Origin of the sequence: Bradyrhizobium sp. IC3195 (assembly GCF_020193585.1) — a bacterium.
Classification (GTDB): Bacteria; Pseudomonadota; Alphaproteobacteria; order Rhizobiales; family Xanthobacteraceae; genus Bradyrhizobium; species Bradyrhizobium yuanmingense.
The window spans coordinates 416,183-432,782 of record NZ_JADYVG010000003.1 but is presented as its reverse complement, the minus strand read 5'-3'; the positions used below and the strand labels follow the sequence as shown (position 1 = coordinate 432,782).

The window sequence follows — 16,600 nt, the reverse complement described above, 5'->3', positions numbered from 1 at the left end:
CATCTATCGCGACGCACCGAACCGCATCGGTCCGGTCTGAAATCGCCTTTTAGATTTGACTTGCACTGACGAGTTTGCGTCGAACGCGGAGAACTGACCTTGCGTCTGATCAGGTGCCTCGCGCCCATCGCGCTGGGCCTCATGATTCTTGTCGCCGCGTATCCCGCGCGCGCGCTCGACGCCGTCAGCGTCCGTAGCGACGCGCCCGCGATCGACCTCACCGGCGTGCTCGAGCACCAGCGCAGCGATGCCGATCGTATCCAGGTCTCCACCGCACCCGGCACCGACGGCATCGTCCGCCGCATCGAGGTGCGCGCCCGCGAGGGCGGACAGAACTGGGTGGTGTTCGCGCTCGCCAACAACACCGACGACCAGCTCGACCGCCTGATCGTCGCTCCGCATTACCGCATCGTCTCCTCGGGATTGCTCTGGCCCGACCTCGGCCTGTCGCGCATCGCGACCATCACGCCCTCGATCGGCGACCGCCCGGAACGGCAGGAAAGCGCCACCGCGGACGTGTTCCGCATCACGCTCGACCCCGGCGCCGTCGTCACCTTCGTTGCGGAGCTGCGCACCGACAAGCTGCCGCAGCTCTATCTGTGGGAGCCGGAAGCCTACAAGGACAAGGTCAACTCCTTCACGCTGTACCAGGGCATCGTGATCGGCATCTCCGGGTTGCTCGCGCTGGTGCTGACCATCCTTTTCGTGGTGAAGGGCAGCATCATGTTCCCGGCCGCGGCGGCGCTGGCCTGGGCGGTGCTGGTCTATATCGGCGTCGACTTCGGCTTCTGGGGCAAGGTGCTCGACATGTCGAACAACGCCGAGCGCATCTGGCGCGCGGCGGGCGAAGCGATCCTGGCGGCGACACTCCTGGTGTTCCTGTTCGCCTATCTCAATCTCAGCCGCTGGCACGTGCGCTATTCGCACATCACCGTCGGCTGGCTCGCGTTCCTCGGCTCGCTGGTGGCGCTCGCGCTGTTCGACCCGGCGGTGGCCTCCGGCATCGCACGCATCTCGCTGGTGCTGATCGCCTTCGCCGGCTTCGCGCTGATCGTCTATCTCTCCACCCACGGCTTCGACCGCGCCGTGCTCTTGATCCCGACCTGGTTCCTGCTCGTTGTCTGGGTGGTCGCAGCCGGCATGACGGTGGCGGGCTCGGTCACCAACGACATCGTCGGCCCGGCCCTGCTCGGCGGCCTCGTGCTGATCGTGATGCTGATCGGCTTTACGGTGATGCAGCACGCCTTTGCCGGCGGCGGCGCCAGCACGGGCGTCGTCTCCGACATCGAGCGGCGCGCCTTGGCGCTGGCCGGCTCCGGCGACCTGATCTGGGACTGGGACGTCTCCGCCGACAAGGTGTTCACCAGCCCCGAGACCGAAGCCCTGCTCGGGCTGAAGCGCGGCACGCTGGAAGGCCCGGCGGCGTCTTGGCTCGAGGTGCTGCATCCGCTCGACCAGGACCGTTTCCGCGCCGCGCTCGACAGCGTGCTCGACCAGCGCCGCGGCCGCCTGGTGCAGGATTTCCGTCTGCGCACGCCGGACGGCCACTTCATGTGGTTCGCGCTCAAGGCGCGCCCGGTGGTCGGCTCGGACGGCGAGGTCTCGCGCGTGGTCGGCACGCTCACTGACGTCACCGAGCTGCGCAACGCCGAGGAGCGCCTGCTGCACGATTCCGTGCATGACAATCTCACCGGCCTGCCCAACCGAAAACTGTTCATGGACCGGCTGGGCGCGGTCGCGCATTTCGCCAAGACCATGCCGACGCTGCGGCCGACGCTGATGGTGATCGACCTCGACCGCTTCAAGCAGGTCAACGATTCCGTCGGCATCGCGGTCGGCGATTCCATCCTGCTCACGCTGGCGCGCCGCCTCACCCGCATCCTGAAGCCGCAGGACACGCTGGCGCGGATGGCCGGCGACCAATTCGGCCTGATCCTGCTGTCGGAGCAGGACCCGGCCCGCATCACCGCTTTCGCCGAGACCATCCGCAAGACCATCCGCGCGCCGATCGCCTTCAACGACCGCGAGATCTTCCTCACCGCGTCGATCGGCCTCGCGCTGTCCGATCCGCAAACCCAGCTCACGGACGAGATCATCAAGGACGCCGAGCTGGCGATGTATCACTCCAAGCGGATCGGCGGCGACCGCATCGACGTCTACAAGCCGGCGATGCGGGCGCGTAAGACCGACCGCCTGACGCTGGAGAGCGAGTTGCGCCGCGCCATCGAGCGCCAAGAGATCACGATCCTGTACCAGCCGATCGTGCGGCTGGAGGATCGCTCCATCGCCGGTTTCGAGGCCCTGGCGCGCTGGGACCACCCGAAGCTCGGACGCATGGCGCCCTCCGAGTTCATCACCATCGCCGAGGAGACCGGGTTGATCGTCGACCTCGGCATGTTCGTGCTCGACCAGACCGCCAAGCAGCTTTCGGTGTGGCAGCGGGCGATGCGCTCGCGCGAGCCGATCTTCGCTTCCGTCAACGTCTCCTCGCGGCAGCTGCTGCGCCACGATTTGATTCACGATGTCCGTACCGTGCTGTCGCGCTCCTCGGTGGCGCGCGGCACGCTCAAGCTCGAGCTGACGGAATCGCTGGTGATGGAGAATCCGGAGCACGCAGCCCAGATGTTGACCCGGATCCGCGAGCTCGGCACCGGGCTGTCGCTCGACGATTTCGGCACAGGCCACTCCTCGCTGGCCTATCTGCAGCGCTTCCCGTTCGACACTATCAAGATCGACCAGTCGTTCGTACGCACCACCAGCCGCGGCACCCGCCCCGTGATCCTGAAGTCGATCATCGCGCTCGCGCATGACCTCGGCATGGACGTCGTCGCCGAAGGCGCCGAGACCGATTCGGACGCCGTCGAGCTCTACCAGATGGGCTGCGAATACGCGCAAGGTTTTGCCTTCGGCGAGCCGATGGACGCGGACGCGGCGATGCGTCTGCTCACGGAAGTGCGGCTGGAAGCTGCGAGTTGATCTTCCCCTCTCCCCTTGCGGGAGAGGGTCCGCTCGCAAGCGAGCGGGGGTGAGGGGTATCTCTCCCCACGTCCAAATCCATCTGAATGCGCGGAGACATACCCCTCATCCGGCGCTTCGCGCCACCTTCTCCCGCAAGGGGAGAAGGGAAGTCACGCACTAGCGCCGCCGCTCACCCTTCTGCTTCCTGAACCGGACGCTCTGGCCGTCCGGCATGCGTGTCGCCACGAAGCCGGCGGCGAGGCAGGCTTCGCGTTGCGGCATCTGGATGTCGGGGCTGCGAAGGCTGTCCCACCATGAGGCACGCTGGGCCGCGCGCGGCAGCGCCGCGCCGATGATCTCCTCGATCTGCTCAAAGCTCAGCACGAGCTCCTCCTGCTTCTGCCGCAGCAGATAATCGCGCAACGCGTCGTAGTCGTTCACACTCGTCCTCTCGTCCGGGGCGAAGTCAGGCTGCTCAAAACCGTCAGCCGCATAAACCGATTCTTAACTCATTGCGGCAGCGCCGTCGCGGCTTAAACACTACGCAAGCTTTCGGGCGCATCCACTATGGACAGGAGCGAAAAATGTTCTCTGGATGGCGCGACGTTGCGGCCCGCCGGCCGTGGCGGATTTCGGCGAAGCTGCTGATCATCTCGTCCGTGGTGACGGTGATCGGCTTTTCCGCCATTTGCGTCAACGTCATGCTCGACATGCGCCGCGGCGAGGAGGCACTCGCCCGCCAGACGCTGGAGAACCTCGCGACCACGATCGAGTCCGACGTCAGCCGCAACGTCGAGATCTACGATTTGTCGTTGAAGGCGGTCGCCAGCAACATGCTGCTGCCCGAGCTCGCGACGGTCTCCAAGACGATCCGTCACCTGATCCTGTTCGACCACGCGACCACCGCCAAGCATTTCGGCGCCATCCAGGTGTTCGACGCCGAGGGCCGGCTGACCATCGATGCCTCCACGCTCGATCCCCTGCCCGAGGACCGCAGCGAGGAGCACTACTTCAAGGTCCACCGGGATAATCCCGGCGCAGGCCTGTTCATCAGCCGTCCCATGCTGTTTCGCGGCGCCTACTCGATCGTGCTGAGCCGGCGCATCAGTGACGCTGACGGCGGCTTCATGGGCGTCGTCGCCGGCTCGATCCGCTTCAGCTATTTCCACGAGCTGTTCGATCGGCTCACCCTCGACCCTGAGGACACCATCACCGTGCTCAAGCGCGACCGCACCATCATCATGCGGCGACCGTTCGATCTCGACATCATCGGCACGAACCTGAACGACCGTCAGAACTGGAAGGCCGACAATCTCAGGGTCGGCGCCGCCTATTCGGGACAGGGCCCGGTCGATGCGACCCCGCGGCTCTATGTCCGCAGCAAGAACAATGGTCCGCTGTTCGTGGTCGCCGGCAAGCCTTTGTCCGCGGTGTTCGCACTCTGGCAAAGGGAGGCGCTCCGCATCGGCACCGTGGTGCTGGCGCTCATCCTGTTCGTGCTGGGATCGACCCTCGTGCTCGCGCGCGAGATCGGCCGGCGCGCCGAGGCCGAGCGCAAGCTCGAGGAGTTGGCGACGACCGACGCGCTCACGGGCTTGAAAAACCGCCGCAAATTCGATTCCGTCATCGACGTCGAATGGCGGCGCGCCATGCGCCAGAAGGCGCCGATCGCGCTGCTCATGATCGATACCGATCACTTCAAGGCCTACAACGACACGTTCGGCCATCAGGCCGGCGACCAGGTGCTGGTCGGCATCGCCATCTGCATTTCCGATTCGGTGAGCCGCGCCGGCGATTGCGCGGCGCGCTATGGCGGCGAGGAATTCGCCGTGCTGCTGCCGAACACCTCCGCCGCCGAGGCCTTCAAGGTGGCGGAGACGATCCGCCGCAAGGTGCAGGGCTGGTCCGACGAGCAGGCGATGTCGACCGTGTCCTGCGGCATCGCCAGCCTGGTCCCGAATGCCGGCATGGATTGGCCGATGCTGGTTGCCGCCGCCGACAAGGCGCTCTACGCCGCCAAGGCCGGCGGGCGCAACCAGTCGGTGGTGGCGAGCCTGCCGCAGCTGTCGTTGGTGGCGTGAGGCGGTCTCTCGCTCTCGTCATTGCGAGGAGCTCTTGCGACGAAGCAATCCAGACTTCCTCAGCGGAAGGATTCTGGATTGCTTCGCTTCGCTCGCAATGACGAGCGGCCCGCTACTGCCCCAGATACTTCTTCATCTCCGCGACCAGGCCGTCGCGCAATTCCGGGCGCTTCAAGCCATAGGCGATGTTGGCGCGCAGGAAGCCGGGCTTGGAGCCGCAATCATGGCGCTCGCCCTCGAACTCGACGCCGTAGAATTTCTGCGTCTTGGCAAGCCCGATCATGGCGTCGGTGAGCTGGATCTCGCCGCCGGCGCCGCGCTCCTGGGTCTCCAGGATCTTGAAGATCTCCGGCTGCAGGATGTAGCGGCCGGTGATCGAAAGGTTGGAGGGCGCGGTGCCCTTGGCCGGCTTCTCGACCATGCCGTCGACCTCGAACATCTTGCCGTTGCGCTTGCCGACGCCGCAGATGCCGTATTGATGGGTCAGGTGATCGGGCACCGCCTCGACCGCGATCAGATTGGATTTCTCGCCGAGCGAGGACGCCATTTCGATCATCTGCTTCAGGCAGCCGGGCGTGTTGAGCACGAGCTCGTCCGGCAGCACCACGGCGAACGGCTCGTTGCCGACGATGTCGCGCGCGCACCAGACCGCGTGGCCGAGGCCGAGCGGCGCCTGCTGGCGGGTGAAGCTGACCGCGCCGGCCTCGGGCTGGTTCTGCGCCAGGATGTCCTGTTCCGCTTTCTTGCCGCGCGCGGCCAGCGTCGTGTCGAGCTCGAACATCCGGTCGAAGTGATCCTCGATGACAGCCTTGTTGCGGCCGGTGACGAAGACGAAGTGCTCGATGCCGGCTTCCTTCGCCTCGTCATAGACGTATTGGATCAGCGGCTTGTCGACGATGGTCAGCATTTCCTTCGGCATCGCCTTGGTGGCAGGCAGGACGCGGGTGCCGAGACCGGCGACGGGGAATACGGCTTTGCGAATCTTCATGGGATCGATCGAATACCTTGGGGGCACATGGGACGGGAGCAATGGCATCCTTGCTAGCCTGTTTGCAGCCGCCAACAAAGGCGGATGTGGGGCCTCGCCCCGACGGAGTTAAGAAAAAGGCCGCCACCAAAATTTCACCTTTGTTAAGCTATTGGCAACGCTAACCAGGCCTCCTGTGGCGGGTTTTTCAGGCCGACGGGTGGAACATGATGCAATCAATGGCAGGACTGGCGAGACGGGCTGGCGGCGCAGTCGTTGCGGCCGCTTTGCTGCTGCCGGCCGGCGCACACGCCCAGGCGCAGAACGGCCTGTCCAACCTGTTCGGCGGCATCTTCTCGGGATCGAACCCGGCACCGGCGCAACCCACACCTGGCCCGAGCGGCGCGCCGACGGGTCCATTGCCGTGGAGCGGCGAGGACGGCGCCTCCGGCCATCCCTTGATGACGGCCGCCGCGATCCGCGAGGCTGCCGGCAATTTCAACAATTGCGTCGCTGCGATGTGGCCCGATGCCGCACGACGCGGCGTCACGCAGGAGAACTTTCAGCGCTTCACCGCCGGGCTCTCACCCGACCTGCGCATCATGGACCTCATGGATTCGCAGCCGGAATTCACCAAGTCGATCTGGGCCTATCTCGACATCCTGGTGAACGACAACCGCCTCGCCAAGGGCCGCGAGGTCCTCGCCAAATACAAGACGCAGTTCGACGCCACCGAAAAGGCCACCGGTGTCGACCGCTACATCATCGCCTCGATCTGGGGCATCGAGTCCAATTACTCGACGCAGATCGGCGATCGCAGCGTGCTGCAATCGACCGCGACGCTCGCCTGCATCGGCCGCCGCCAAGCCTATTTCAAGGACGAATTCCTCTCCGCGCTGGAGATCCTCAACCGCGGCGATTTGCGTCCGGAGCAGCTGCGCGGCTCCTGGGCCGGCGCCTTCGGCCCGACCCAGTTCATGCCGACCGCGTTCAAGCGCTTCGCGGTGGACGGCGACGGCGACGGCCGGCGCGACGTCGTCGACAATCCGACCGACCTGATCGCGTCGACCGCCAACAATCTGAAGAAGGACGGCTGGCAGCCAGGCCAGACCTGGGGCTACGAGGTCGTGGTACCGCAAGGCTTCAACTACATGCTGGCCGACCGCGCCAAGGCGATGCCGATCGCGCAATGGGAGAAGCTCGGGCTCAAGCGTCCGAACAACCAGGCCTTCCCGCATCCTGCGGACAAGGCTTACCTGCTGGCACCCGCCGGCGCGCAGGGACCGGGCTTTTTGATGCTGCAGAATTACCGCGTCATCATGAAGTACAACCCGGCGGAAGCCTATGCGCTGGCGATCGGCCATTTCGCCGACCGCCTGCGCGGGGGACAGCCTTTCGTGCAGCCCTGGCCGCGGCAGGAGCGCGAGCTGTCCCGCACCGAACGGCTGGAGCTGCAGCAGCTGCTGGCTCAGCGCGGCTACTACAAAGGCACCCCGGACGGCCAATTCGGCGGCCTGACCAGGGAGGCTCTGCGTAATTTCCAGGCCTCGATCGGGGTCCCCGCCGACGGTTTTGCCTCCTCCGACGTGCTGGACCGGCTGCGCGGGCGGTAAAATTCGCGCTCGAAGTAACCTTGAAGGGGGATTTTGGCTGATAGCCTTGACCTGGACTGGTGTTACCCGGTCTATGGACAAGAATCTGCGATGGAATTTGCCCGTTTGGCGCCTGATTCCGTTATTATATTGAGCTAACTCCGATCCCCCATTGCGCGTGCCCGAGATCGCATGTCGAAGAAGTCCCTGTTCAAGGCGCTGACCGAGACCGGCCCGTTGATCGCGCTGGGGACGGCGCTTGCGATCCTGGTGTCGGTGGCGGCACCCGCTTCGGCGCAGTTCTTCAACTTCCCTGGCTTCGGCGGTCCGCCGCAGCGTTCGGCCCCACCACCGCCACCACGGGGCGGCGGAGGTGGCGGATGGTTCGGCGGCGACTTCTTCGCACCCTTCCAGCCGCCGCCGCAGGCGCCGCGCCAGGATTTTTCGCGCGCGCCGGCACCGGCCAAGCGCGACACGATTCCTGAGAAGAACGTGCTGGTGATCGGCGATGCCATGGCCGACTGGCTCGCCTATGGCCTCGAAGACGCCTACGCCGAGCAGCCCGACATGGGCGTGATCCGCAAGCACAAGACCACGTCCGGCCTGATCAGGTACCAGCCCAAGGGCGAGCCTGCGGACTGGGCCGCGGCGGCCAAGGGCATTCTCGAGACCGAAAAGCCCGACGTGATCGTCGTCATGCTCGGCCTCAACGACCGTGTCGCAATCCGCGAGCCGGCCGCCGACAAACCCGACAAGCCGGCCGCGGAGAAGGACAAAGATAAGAAGAACGACAAGGGTGCGCGCGCAAAGCCGCAAGGCAAGCCCAGCGACGCCAAGCCCGGCGACGCCAAGCCCGGCGACAGCGCCGCCAAGCCGGACGATAAGCCTGCCGACGCCGACCTGCCGCAGGACGACGCCGACAATGCCGACACGCCGGCAGCCGCGCCGGAAAAGACCGCGCGCAATCCGAACGGCCTCTACGAATTCCGTGACGAGCGCTGGGTCGAGCTCTACGGCAAGAAGATCGAGGAGCTCGCGGCCGTCCTCAAAACCAAGGGCGTGCCGGTGCTCTGGGTCGGCCTGCCCGCGGTCCGCGGACCGAAGGGCACCGCGGACACGCTTTTCCTGGATTCGCTGTACCGTGAGGGCGCGGCCAAGGCCGGCATCACCTATGTCGACGTATGGGACGGCTTCGTCGACGAAGCCGGCCGCTTCCTGCAGAAGGGCCCGGACTTCGAAGGCCAGATCCGCCAGCTCCGCAGCTCCGACGGCATCTATTTCACCAAGGCCGGCGCGCGCAAGCTCGCGCATTATGTCGAGCGCGAGATCACGCGCCTGCTTGCCGGACGCTCCGGCCCGATCGCGCTGCCGAGCGAGCCCGCGACGCCCGACACCAGCGCCGAGCCGGGCAAGCCCGCGCCGCGTCCGCTGGCCGGGCCGATCGTGCCGCTGGTTGCAGCCTCGATCTCGACCGATCAATTGCTGGGCGGACCGGGCACGCGTCCCGCCGCTGTCGATGCGCTCGCCGCCAAGACCATGGTAAAGGGTGAACCGCTGGCAGCCCCGGCCGGCCGCGCCGACGATTTTGCCTGGCCGCGCCGGGAAGTCGGCCGCGAGCAGGCCAAGGGCGATACGCCGATGGCGGCAACGACGCCGGAGGGCGGGGCAGCTCAAGGCGTATCGGGCGCCGCCGCCGCGATCGCACCGCCAAAGCTCGCGCCGAAGAAGCCGCAGGTCGCCCCGCAACTGCCGGCCCAGGCAACGCCCACATTCCGTGATTTCTTCGGCTTCGGCTCGCCACAGCCCCCGCCGCCGCGCCAAATGGCGCCGCCGCCCGGGCCGCGCAATCCGAATCCCAATCCTGGGATCCCGCGTCCGCCGGCTAACGTCGGCCGCTCCGCCGAGATGTTCCGGTAAGGCAAGGTCTCGTGTCCCGGACGCAACGCAGCACCTTCTGGTGATGCGGCGCAGAGCCGGGACCCAATTCGTGCGGCATTCAGAAAAGATGGCCCCGGCTCAGCGATGCAGCGTCTCACGCCGCATCGCTGAGCCGGGGCACGCGTGACAGGCGTTCGGCAACTAGCCGTAATAGCGCCAGCGTGACGGCGGGCGGCGGGCGGGACGCGACATCAGCAGCGCCAGCGCGAAGCCGATGCCGCCGGCAACCAGCAGCGCGCCGAGCGGATTGTCCTGCACCTTCTGCGCAATGGCCTTCGAGCCGTCGCGGAAAGTCTCACCACTGTTCTCGTAGGCGTCCTTGGCATAGCCCGCGGCGGTGTCCGTGGCGTCGCGCACGGCATCCTTGGCCTGGCCGTAGAGATTCTGCACCGTGCCCGCGGCTTCCCGCGCCTTGCCCGACGCCTGCGTCTTGGCATCGCCTGCCATGTCTCCGATCGCGCCTTCCGCGCGTCCGGCATATTCCTTCGCCGATCCAACAATCCGATCCGTGTCCATGATGATCCTCCTCGGTGGTCAGCCGAAGTAACCGATCAGACGCAGCGCGGTTCCTTAGGCTCTCCTATAGAATCAGGCCGCCATCGACGACCAGCGTCTGGCCGATGATGTAGGACGACAGCGGCGAGGCCAGGAACAGCGCCGCGCCCGCCATGTCGGCCGGCGTACCCAATCGCCGCAGCGGGATGCGTGCGAGCGCGCCTTCGAGCCGCTTCGGATTGTCGGTCGTCACCTTCGTCATCTTGGTGTCGACGAGCCCTGGCGCGATGCCGTTGACGCGGATGCCGTCCTCGGCCCAGGCCTCGCCCAGCGTCCGTGTCAATCCGACCGCACCGGTCTTCGAGGCGTTGTAGGCGGGATTGCCCATTGTGGAATGATAGGCCGCGGTCGAGGACACGATGATCAGCGCGCCCTTCGCGTCCCGCAACATGGAATGAAAGCGCGTCGCGCAGGCCATCAGGCTCATCAGATTGACCTCGACGACCTTGCGGAAGCCCGCCATCTCGAATTCGCCGCGGCGGTAGATCACCGCGCCCTGCGCGAGCACCAGGATGTCGAGACGGTCGAACGGCGGCCTGAATGCTTCGATGGCATTGGGATTGCTGACGTCGAGCTGCGCGTAAGCAAGACCTTCGAGATCGGAGCCTTCGTCGGCTGAATATTCCGTTGCGTGAGCACGCGTGCCGCAGACGGCAACAGCTGCGCCCTTTGCGCGAAAGGTCTGCGCGATGCCGTTGCCGATGCCGCTGGAACCGCCGACCACCAGCACCTGCTTGCCTGAGAAATCGAGCTCGTTTGCCATTGTCGGCCTCCCCTTTTGTTTTCTGCTTGTTTGACCTGTCTGCGGATCGATGCCAGCCTTGTCAATCACAACAAGAACCAGCTCGGCGCGAGGGAACAGCATGTCCGACGTCAGGGAGCTCAGCCGGTCCGTGAAGGGGCTCACCGTGCTCGTCACTGGCGCAGCCAGCGGCATGGGGCGCGCCACTGCGCGCGTATTCGGAAACGAAGGTGCGAACGTCGCCGTCACGGATTTCGACGAGCAAGGCGCGCAGGACGTCGCCAAGGAGATTGCGGCGAGCGGTGGCGCGGCAAGGGCGTGGAAGCTCGACGTCGCCGACGGCGGCGAAATCAAACGTGTGGTCGGCGATGTCGCCGCGCATTTCGGCGCCCTCGACATCGTCGTCAACAATGCCGGCATCTCCGTGCGCGTCGCGATCGACGATGAGGGCTACGAGGACGCCTGGGCGAAGGGCATCGCCGTGATGCTGACGGCGCACCCACGCATCATCCGCGCCGCGCTGCCGCACTTGCGCAAGTCGAAGAGTCCCCGCATCGTCAACATCGCCTCGACCGAGGCGCTCGGCGCCACCGCATTGCACAGCCCGTATTCGGCCGCGAAGGGCGGCGTCGTGAGCCTCACCCGCTCGCTGGCGGTGGAGCTCGGCCGCGAGGGCATCACCGTCAACTGCATCTGCCCCGGACCGATCCGCACAAAAATCACCGACCGCATCCCGGAGGAGCACAAGACCATCTACGCCAAGCGCCGCACCGCACTCGGCCGCTACGGCGACCCTGAAGAGGTCGCGCATATGACGCTGAGCCTGTGCCTGCCGGCGGCGTCCTTCCTCACCGGCGCGGTGATCCCGGTGGATGGCGGGCTGATGGCGCGGAACGCGTGAGAGCCATGCGCGCGGCGCGTTGACATCGCCGGATGCGGGAGTCATTTTTTCCACAAACAGAGCGGGGAAACCGCTCGTAGATGCGGGAGGAACGCAATGACCATCGCCATCCGGCAGCTTCAGAAACATTTCGTCGGCGAGGTGTCCGGCCTCGACTTGCGCAGGCCGCTCACGCCGGATCAGGCGCGCGAGATCGAGGCCGCCATGGACAAGTACGCGGTGCTCGTCTTCCACGACCAGGACATCACCGACGAGCAGCAGATGGCATTCGCGCTGAATTTTGGCCAGCGCGAGGAGGCGCGCGGCGGCAACATCACCAAGGCGGATGAACACCGCCTCACCTCAGGCCTGAACGACGTCTCCAACCTCGGCAAGGACGGCAAGCCGCTGCCCAAGGACAGCCGCGCCAATCTGTTCAACCTCGGCAATTGCCTGTGGCACTCGGACAGCTCGTTCCGTCCGATCCCCGCAAAATTCTCGCTGCTATCGGCGCGCGTGGTGAACCCGAAGGGCGGCAACACCGAGTTCGCCGACATGCGCGCGGCCTATGACGCGCTCGACGACGAGACCAAGGCGGAGATCGAGGATCTCGTCTGCGAGCATTCGCTGATGTATTCGCGGGGATCGCTCGGCTTCACCGAATACACCGACGAAGAGAAGGAGATGTTCAAGCCGGTGCTGCAACGGCTGGTGCGCACGCACCCCGTGCATCGCCGCAAGTCGCTGTATCTGTCATCGCATGCCGGCAAGGTCGTCGGTATGAGCATGCCCGAGGGGCGGCTATTGCTGCGCGATCTGACCGAGCACGCCACGCAACCCGAGTTCGTCTACGTGCACAAATGGAAGCTGCATGACCTCGTGATGTGGGACAACCGCCAGACCATGCACCGCGTCCGCCGCTACGACCAGTCCCAGCCCCGCGACATGCGCCGCGCGACGGTGGCAGGGACGGAGCCGACGGTGCAGCAGCAGGCGGCGGAGTAGGCCGGGTCGGAGTAGCCACAAATTCGGTCGTCGTCCCGGACAAGCGGAGCGCTGGGCAACGCGTAGCGTTGTCCGGCGCGAAGCGCCGATCCGGGGACAGCGGAGAATAACTGAGGGCAGTGGAGAGTGTGGCAATAGCGGCCGATAACGCTACGCGTGCCCGGCCTCGTTCGAGAGCATGCCGGGGTCGATACCGATCTTCTGCAAAGCACGGTTGTACTTGTCGTCGACGTCGTCGCCGAAAATCAGATCCGCGTCCGCGTCGCAATGCAGCCAGCCGTTGCTCTGGATCTCCGTCTCGAGCTGGCCCGGCGCCCAGCCGGCATAGCCGAGCGCGAGGATGGCGTGCTTGGGGCCGGAGCCGTTGGCGATGGCGCGCAGAATGTCGACCGTCGCGGTCAGGCAGACGCCGTCATCGATCCGCAGCGTGGCGTTCTCGATGTAGAAGTCGCTGGAATGCAGCACGAAGCCGCGCCCGGTGTCGACCGGCCCGCCCCGCAGCACCTTCATACTTTCGGCATTCTCCGGCAGCTTGATGTGCTCGCCCTTCTTGATGATGCCGAGCTGCTGCAAGAGCTCGGGGAAATCGATGCTGCCGGCGGGGTGGTTCACGATGATGCCCATCGCCCCCTCCGCCGAATGGGCGCAAAGATAGATCACCGAGCGCTCGAAGCGGGAATCGCCCATCACGGGCATTGCGATCAGGAGCCGGCCGTCGAGATAGCCGCCGGAACTGGGCAGCGCGGCGCCCGAGCTGCGGGTGCTTTCGCCCGTCCTCTTGCCTGTGGGAGCCATCGCTCGAGCACTCCGGTTTCAATTCCTATCCTGATGTCGGGCCGGGCGGCTGTCAAATCAAGGGTTGCGGCGAGTTGATTCGAGTGCATCCATCACAAGCAATTCAATGGTTTGGCCCTAGGTGACCCTGTAAAGACGTGCCATGTCCAGCATTGTTCCCCTGCGTGCGGCGATTGGCGTCGCGACAACCCTGCTCGCGTCGTCGTTGGCTATCGCGGCCCGTGCCGATGACGCATCGCCTTGGCAGCGCGATGGACATTCCGCGGTGCGGCTCCTGGCGGGCTCGCGCAGCGGCGCGGTGCTGCTCGGCGGTATCGCCTTCCAGCTGCAGCCCGGCTGGAAGACCTACTGGCGGTCGCCCGGCGATTCCGGCGTTCCGCCCCGGTTCGACTTCTCCAAGTCCGACAATGTCGAGGCGGTGACGGTGATGTGGCCGGCACCGCTGAAGTTCGATGACGGCGCGGGCGGCCATTCGATCGGCTATCGCGACCAGGTCGTGCTGCCCCTGCGCATCGTCGCCAAGGCCGCGGACAAGCCGGTGACCTTGAGGGCCGAGATCAACTACGCGGTGTGCGAGAAGCTCTGCATTCCCGTAGAGGCCAGCGCCGAGCTCGGCTTCAACAGCGTCGCCTCGACCGAGGACGCGAACTTGCGTGCCGCGCTCGACACCGTGCCGAAGCCCGCCAATATCGGCGACCCCAATCCGCTCACCATTCGCGACGTCAAGCGGGACGGGCCCAAGAACGTAGTGGTCGATGTGGTGGCGCCGGACAGAAGCAAGGTCAATCTGTTCGTGGAAGGCCCGACGCCCGATTGGGCGCTGCCGATTCCGGCGCCGGTGCAGCCCAGCCCGCCCGGGGTCGTGCGCTTCTCGTTCGAGCTCGACGGGCTGCCGCCGGGCGCCAAGCCCGAGGGCGCCGCGCTGAAGTTCACGCTGGTCGGGCCGGAGAAGGCGTACGAGTTCAACACGAATTTGAACTAGCGTCCGCCCAACCGAATCTTAACGAATGGTTGCTAATCCCTCGCCTGCCGCTGCAGGTCGCTGGGGATTGTTCGAATTGGCCGTGATGGATGCACCACCCGCAACGACCGGACCGGCCGGGCTGGTCGCGCGGCTGCGCGCCAAGCTCGCGGGCGGATCGAGCGAGGCGTCGCTGACGCGGCGGCTCGCCGGCACGATCTTCATCATCCGCGTCATCAGCGCCGGCCTCGCTTTTGTTTCGCAGGTGCTGCTGGCGCGCTGGATGGGCACGTCCGATTACGGCATCTACGTCTATGTCTGGACCTGGGTGCTGCTGCTCGGCAGCATGATGGATTTCGGCATCTCGGCCTCCGCACAGAAGATCATTCCGGAGTACCGCGCCAGCGGCGCGCACGCGCTGCTGCGCGGCTTCCTCTCCGGCAGCCGCTGGCTGACCTTTGGCGTGTCCACGCTGGTCTCGCTCGGCCTTGCCGGCATCGTCAAAGTGCTGTCACCCTGGATCGATCCGGCCGAGGTGCTGCCGCTCTATATCGGCTGCATGACGCTGCCGGCCTTCGTCGTCGCCAACACCCAGGACGGCATCGCGCGCTCGCACGACTGGATGCAGCTCGGCCTGATGCCGCAATTCATCATCCGCCAGGCGCTGATCATCGGCATCACGGCGCTCGCCTTCCTGCTCGGCTATCACCTCGGCGCCGTCGCCGCGATGGTCGCGAGCCTTTGCGCGGTATGGATCGCAATGGCCGGGCAGATGGTGGTGCTGAACCGCAAGCTCGCCGATCACATCACGCCGGGGCCGAAGGCCTATGACGTCAAGGGCTGGCTCGCGGTCTCCCTGCCGATCCTGCTGGTCGAGAGCTTCTATCTGCTATTGTCGTACACCGACGTGCTGGTGCTGCAGCAATTCCGTCCCTCGGACGAGGTCGGCGTCTATTTCGCCGTGGTGAAGACGCTGGCGCTGGTCTCATTCATCCACTACGCGATGTCCGCGACAACGGCGCATCGATTCGCCGAATACAATGCCAGCGGTGACAAGGCGCGCCTTTCTGCTTACGTCGCGCATGCGATCAGCTGGACGTTCTGGCCGTCGCTGGCCGCGACCATCGTGCTGCTCGCGCTCGGCAAGCCGCTGCTCTGGCTGTTCGGGCCGCAATTCACCGTCGGCTACGACATCATGTTCGTCGCCGCGATCGGCCTCGTGGTGCGCGCGGCGATCGGCCCGGTGGAGCGCCTGCTCAACATGCTCGGCCAGCAGAAGATCTGCGCGCTCGCCTATGCGCTAGCCTTCGTGATGAACCTCGTGCTCTGCATCGCGCTGGTGCCGCGCTACGGCGGCCATGGCGCGGCGGCCGCGACCTCGATCTCCCTCACCTTCGAGACGGTGCTGTTGTTCTGGATCGTGCGGCAGCGGCTCGGGCTGCACGTGCTGGCGTTCGGACGTTAGCTATCAGCTTGAGATGATTGGAAAGCTCTTCGGCACCTGATATAGTTGGGTATGGCTGCAAGCGATCTGCGAGATCTTCTGGAACGTGCCCAGACTTGGCCCGAAGAGGCCCAGAACGAGCTGGTTGCGATTGCCAGCGAAATCGAGAGCGAACTGCTCGGCGGCGAGTATGTTGCGACGCAGGAAGAGCTGCGAAGTATCGACGCTGCGTTAGCCTCCATAGATCGCGGCGAGTTCGCTACGGATGCCGAGGTCGCAGAAGTCTTCGCGAAATTCAGGCGCGGATGAAGGTCGTCTGGTCCCGAGAGGCGCTTGCTGACCTCGAAGACATTGCAACCTATTATGCCAGCAACGCCAGCCCAGCGATCGCCGATGCCATCGGACGAAGATTTGCGGATGTTATCGAGCGCGTCCGGCGTGCGCCTTTCTCATCGCCACGGGTCACACAACGTTCCCAAGTCCGCGTGGCAACGGTCGTCCGCTATCCATTTCGGATATTTTACCGTGTCACCGGCGAGTTCGTTCATATCGTCCATATCCGCCACGCGTCGCGGCGGCCCCTTGCCGGACTGAACGAGCCGGAAAGCCAATATGGTTCGCCTCGGACCTGAGAACGGCTGGTTCGCAGTAGGCGCGGGAAGAGGTGAGACACCCAGTGCCA

Annotated in this window: 15 protein-coding genes; 10 read left to right on the top strand and 5 right to left on the bottom strand. The window is 65.6% G+C overall.

Annotation, left to right across the window (positions count from 1 at the left end; genetic code table 11):
- The first annotated feature begins 99 nt into the window (after positions 1-99).
- Positions 100-2,976 carry an EAL domain-containing protein gene (locus tag I6F09_RS09355; RefSeq protein ID WP_035998272.1) on the top strand — a complete coding sequence of 959 codons (2,877 nt, stop codon included), beginning with the start codon at positions 100-102 and terminating at the stop codon, positions 2,974-2,976.
- A 159-nt stretch (positions 2,977-3,135) separates the two neighbouring features.
- Here I6F09_RS09355 and I6F09_RS09350 read toward each other — a convergent pair whose 3' ends face one another.
- Positions 3,136-3,399 (bottom strand): hypothetical protein, encoded by a 264-nt coding sequence (locus tag I6F09_RS09350; protein WP_035998268.1) that lies wholly within the window; start codon positions 3,397-3,399, stop codon positions 3,136-3,138.
- Positions 3,400-3,542: 143 nt separating this feature from the next.
- Between I6F09_RS09350 and I6F09_RS09345 the strand changes: the two genes are divergently transcribed.
- On the top strand, positions 3,543-5,039 hold the full coding sequence (locus I6F09_RS09345; protein ID WP_225171522.1) for a diguanylate cyclase: 1,497 nt from the start codon (positions 3,543-3,545) through the stop codon (positions 5,037-5,039).
- Between the two features lie 112 nt (positions 5,040-5,151).
- Here I6F09_RS09345 and I6F09_RS09340 read toward each other — a convergent pair whose 3' ends face one another.
- Positions 5,152-6,027: a UTP--glucose-1-phosphate uridylyltransferase gene (locus I6F09_RS09340; RefSeq protein ID WP_109142449.1), complete on the bottom strand. Its 876-nt coding sequence runs from the start codon at positions 6,025-6,027 to the stop codon at positions 5,152-5,154.
- A gap of 209 nt (positions 6,028-6,236) precedes the next feature.
- Here I6F09_RS09340 and I6F09_RS09335 point away from each other — a divergent pair, with 209 nt between their 5' ends.
- Both I6F09_RS09335 and I6F09_RS09330 read left to right on the top strand, forming a co-directional pair.
- Entirely contained in the window at positions 6,237-7,619 is a 1,383-nt protein-coding gene (locus tag I6F09_RS09335) for a lytic murein transglycosylase (RefSeq protein WP_051056815.1), read from the top strand.
- Between the two features lie 171 nt (positions 7,620-7,790).
- Positions 7,791-9,515, top strand: coding sequence for a DUF459 domain-containing protein (locus I6F09_RS09330; protein ID WP_225187922.1), 1,725 nt, complete (start codon positions 7,791-7,793; stop codon positions 9,513-9,515).
- A gap of 162 nt (positions 9,516-9,677) precedes the next feature.
- On the opposite strand, the gene I6F09_RS09325 is transcribed toward I6F09_RS09330, so the two are convergent.
- Complete coding sequence (locus I6F09_RS09325; protein WP_035998251.1) at positions 9,678-10,052, bottom strand: CsbD family protein; 375 nt, start codon at positions 10,050-10,052, stop codon at positions 9,678-9,680.
- Between the two features lie 64 nt (positions 10,053-10,116).
- Entirely contained in the window at positions 10,117-10,854 is a 738-nt protein-coding gene (locus I6F09_RS09320; protein ID WP_225126391.1) for an SDR family oxidoreductase, read from the bottom strand.
- Between the two features lie 100 nt (positions 10,855-10,954).
- On the opposite strand from I6F09_RS09320, the gene I6F09_RS09315 reads away from it, so the two are divergent.
- The gene (locus I6F09_RS09315; RefSeq protein ID WP_225187921.1) at positions 10,955-11,734 is read left to right on the top strand and encodes an SDR family NAD(P)-dependent oxidoreductase; all 780 of its coding nucleotides are present in this window, start codon (positions 10,955-10,957) and stop codon (positions 11,732-11,734) included.
- 96 nt (positions 11,735-11,830) lie between these two features.
- Entirely contained in the window at positions 11,831-12,718 is an 888-nt protein-coding gene (locus I6F09_RS09310) for a TauD/TfdA family dioxygenase (protein WP_225187920.1), read from the top strand.
- 150 nt (positions 12,719-12,868) lie between these two features.
- On the opposite strand, the gene I6F09_RS09305 is transcribed toward I6F09_RS09310, so the two are convergent.
- Entirely contained in the window at positions 12,869-13,513 is a 645-nt protein-coding gene (locus I6F09_RS09305) for a YqgE/AlgH family protein (RefSeq protein WP_036021679.1), read from the bottom strand.
- 142 nt (positions 13,514-13,655) lie between these two features.
- Here I6F09_RS09305 and I6F09_RS09300 point away from each other — a divergent pair, with 142 nt between their 5' ends.
- The 4 genes from I6F09_RS09300 to I6F09_RS09285 all read left to right on the top strand — a co-directional run bounded on the left by I6F09_RS09300 (position 13,656) and on the right by I6F09_RS09285 (position 16,550).
- The gene (locus I6F09_RS09300; RefSeq protein ID WP_225187919.1) at positions 13,656-14,495 is read left to right on the top strand and encodes a protein-disulfide reductase DsbD domain-containing protein; all 840 of its coding nucleotides are present in this window, start codon (positions 13,656-13,658) and stop codon (positions 14,493-14,495) included.
- Between the two features lie 85 nt (positions 14,496-14,580).
- The gene (locus I6F09_RS09295) at positions 14,581-15,939 is read left to right on the top strand and encodes a flippase (RefSeq protein WP_225187918.1); all 1,359 of its coding nucleotides are present in this window, start codon (positions 14,581-14,583) and stop codon (positions 15,937-15,939) included.
- 51 nt (positions 15,940-15,990) lie between these two features.
- Positions 15,991-16,227: a hypothetical protein gene (locus tag I6F09_RS09290; protein WP_057028137.1), complete on the top strand. Its 237-nt coding sequence runs from the start codon at positions 15,991-15,993 to the stop codon at positions 16,225-16,227.
- The gene (locus I6F09_RS09285; RefSeq protein ID WP_225134638.1) at positions 16,224-16,550 is read left to right on the top strand and encodes a type II toxin-antitoxin system RelE/ParE family toxin; all 327 of its coding nucleotides are present in this window, start codon (positions 16,224-16,226) and stop codon (positions 16,548-16,550) included. Before I6F09_RS09290 ends, I6F09_RS09285 begins: the two co-directional genes overlap by 4 nt.
- Positions 16,551-16,600 lie beyond the last annotated feature (50 nt).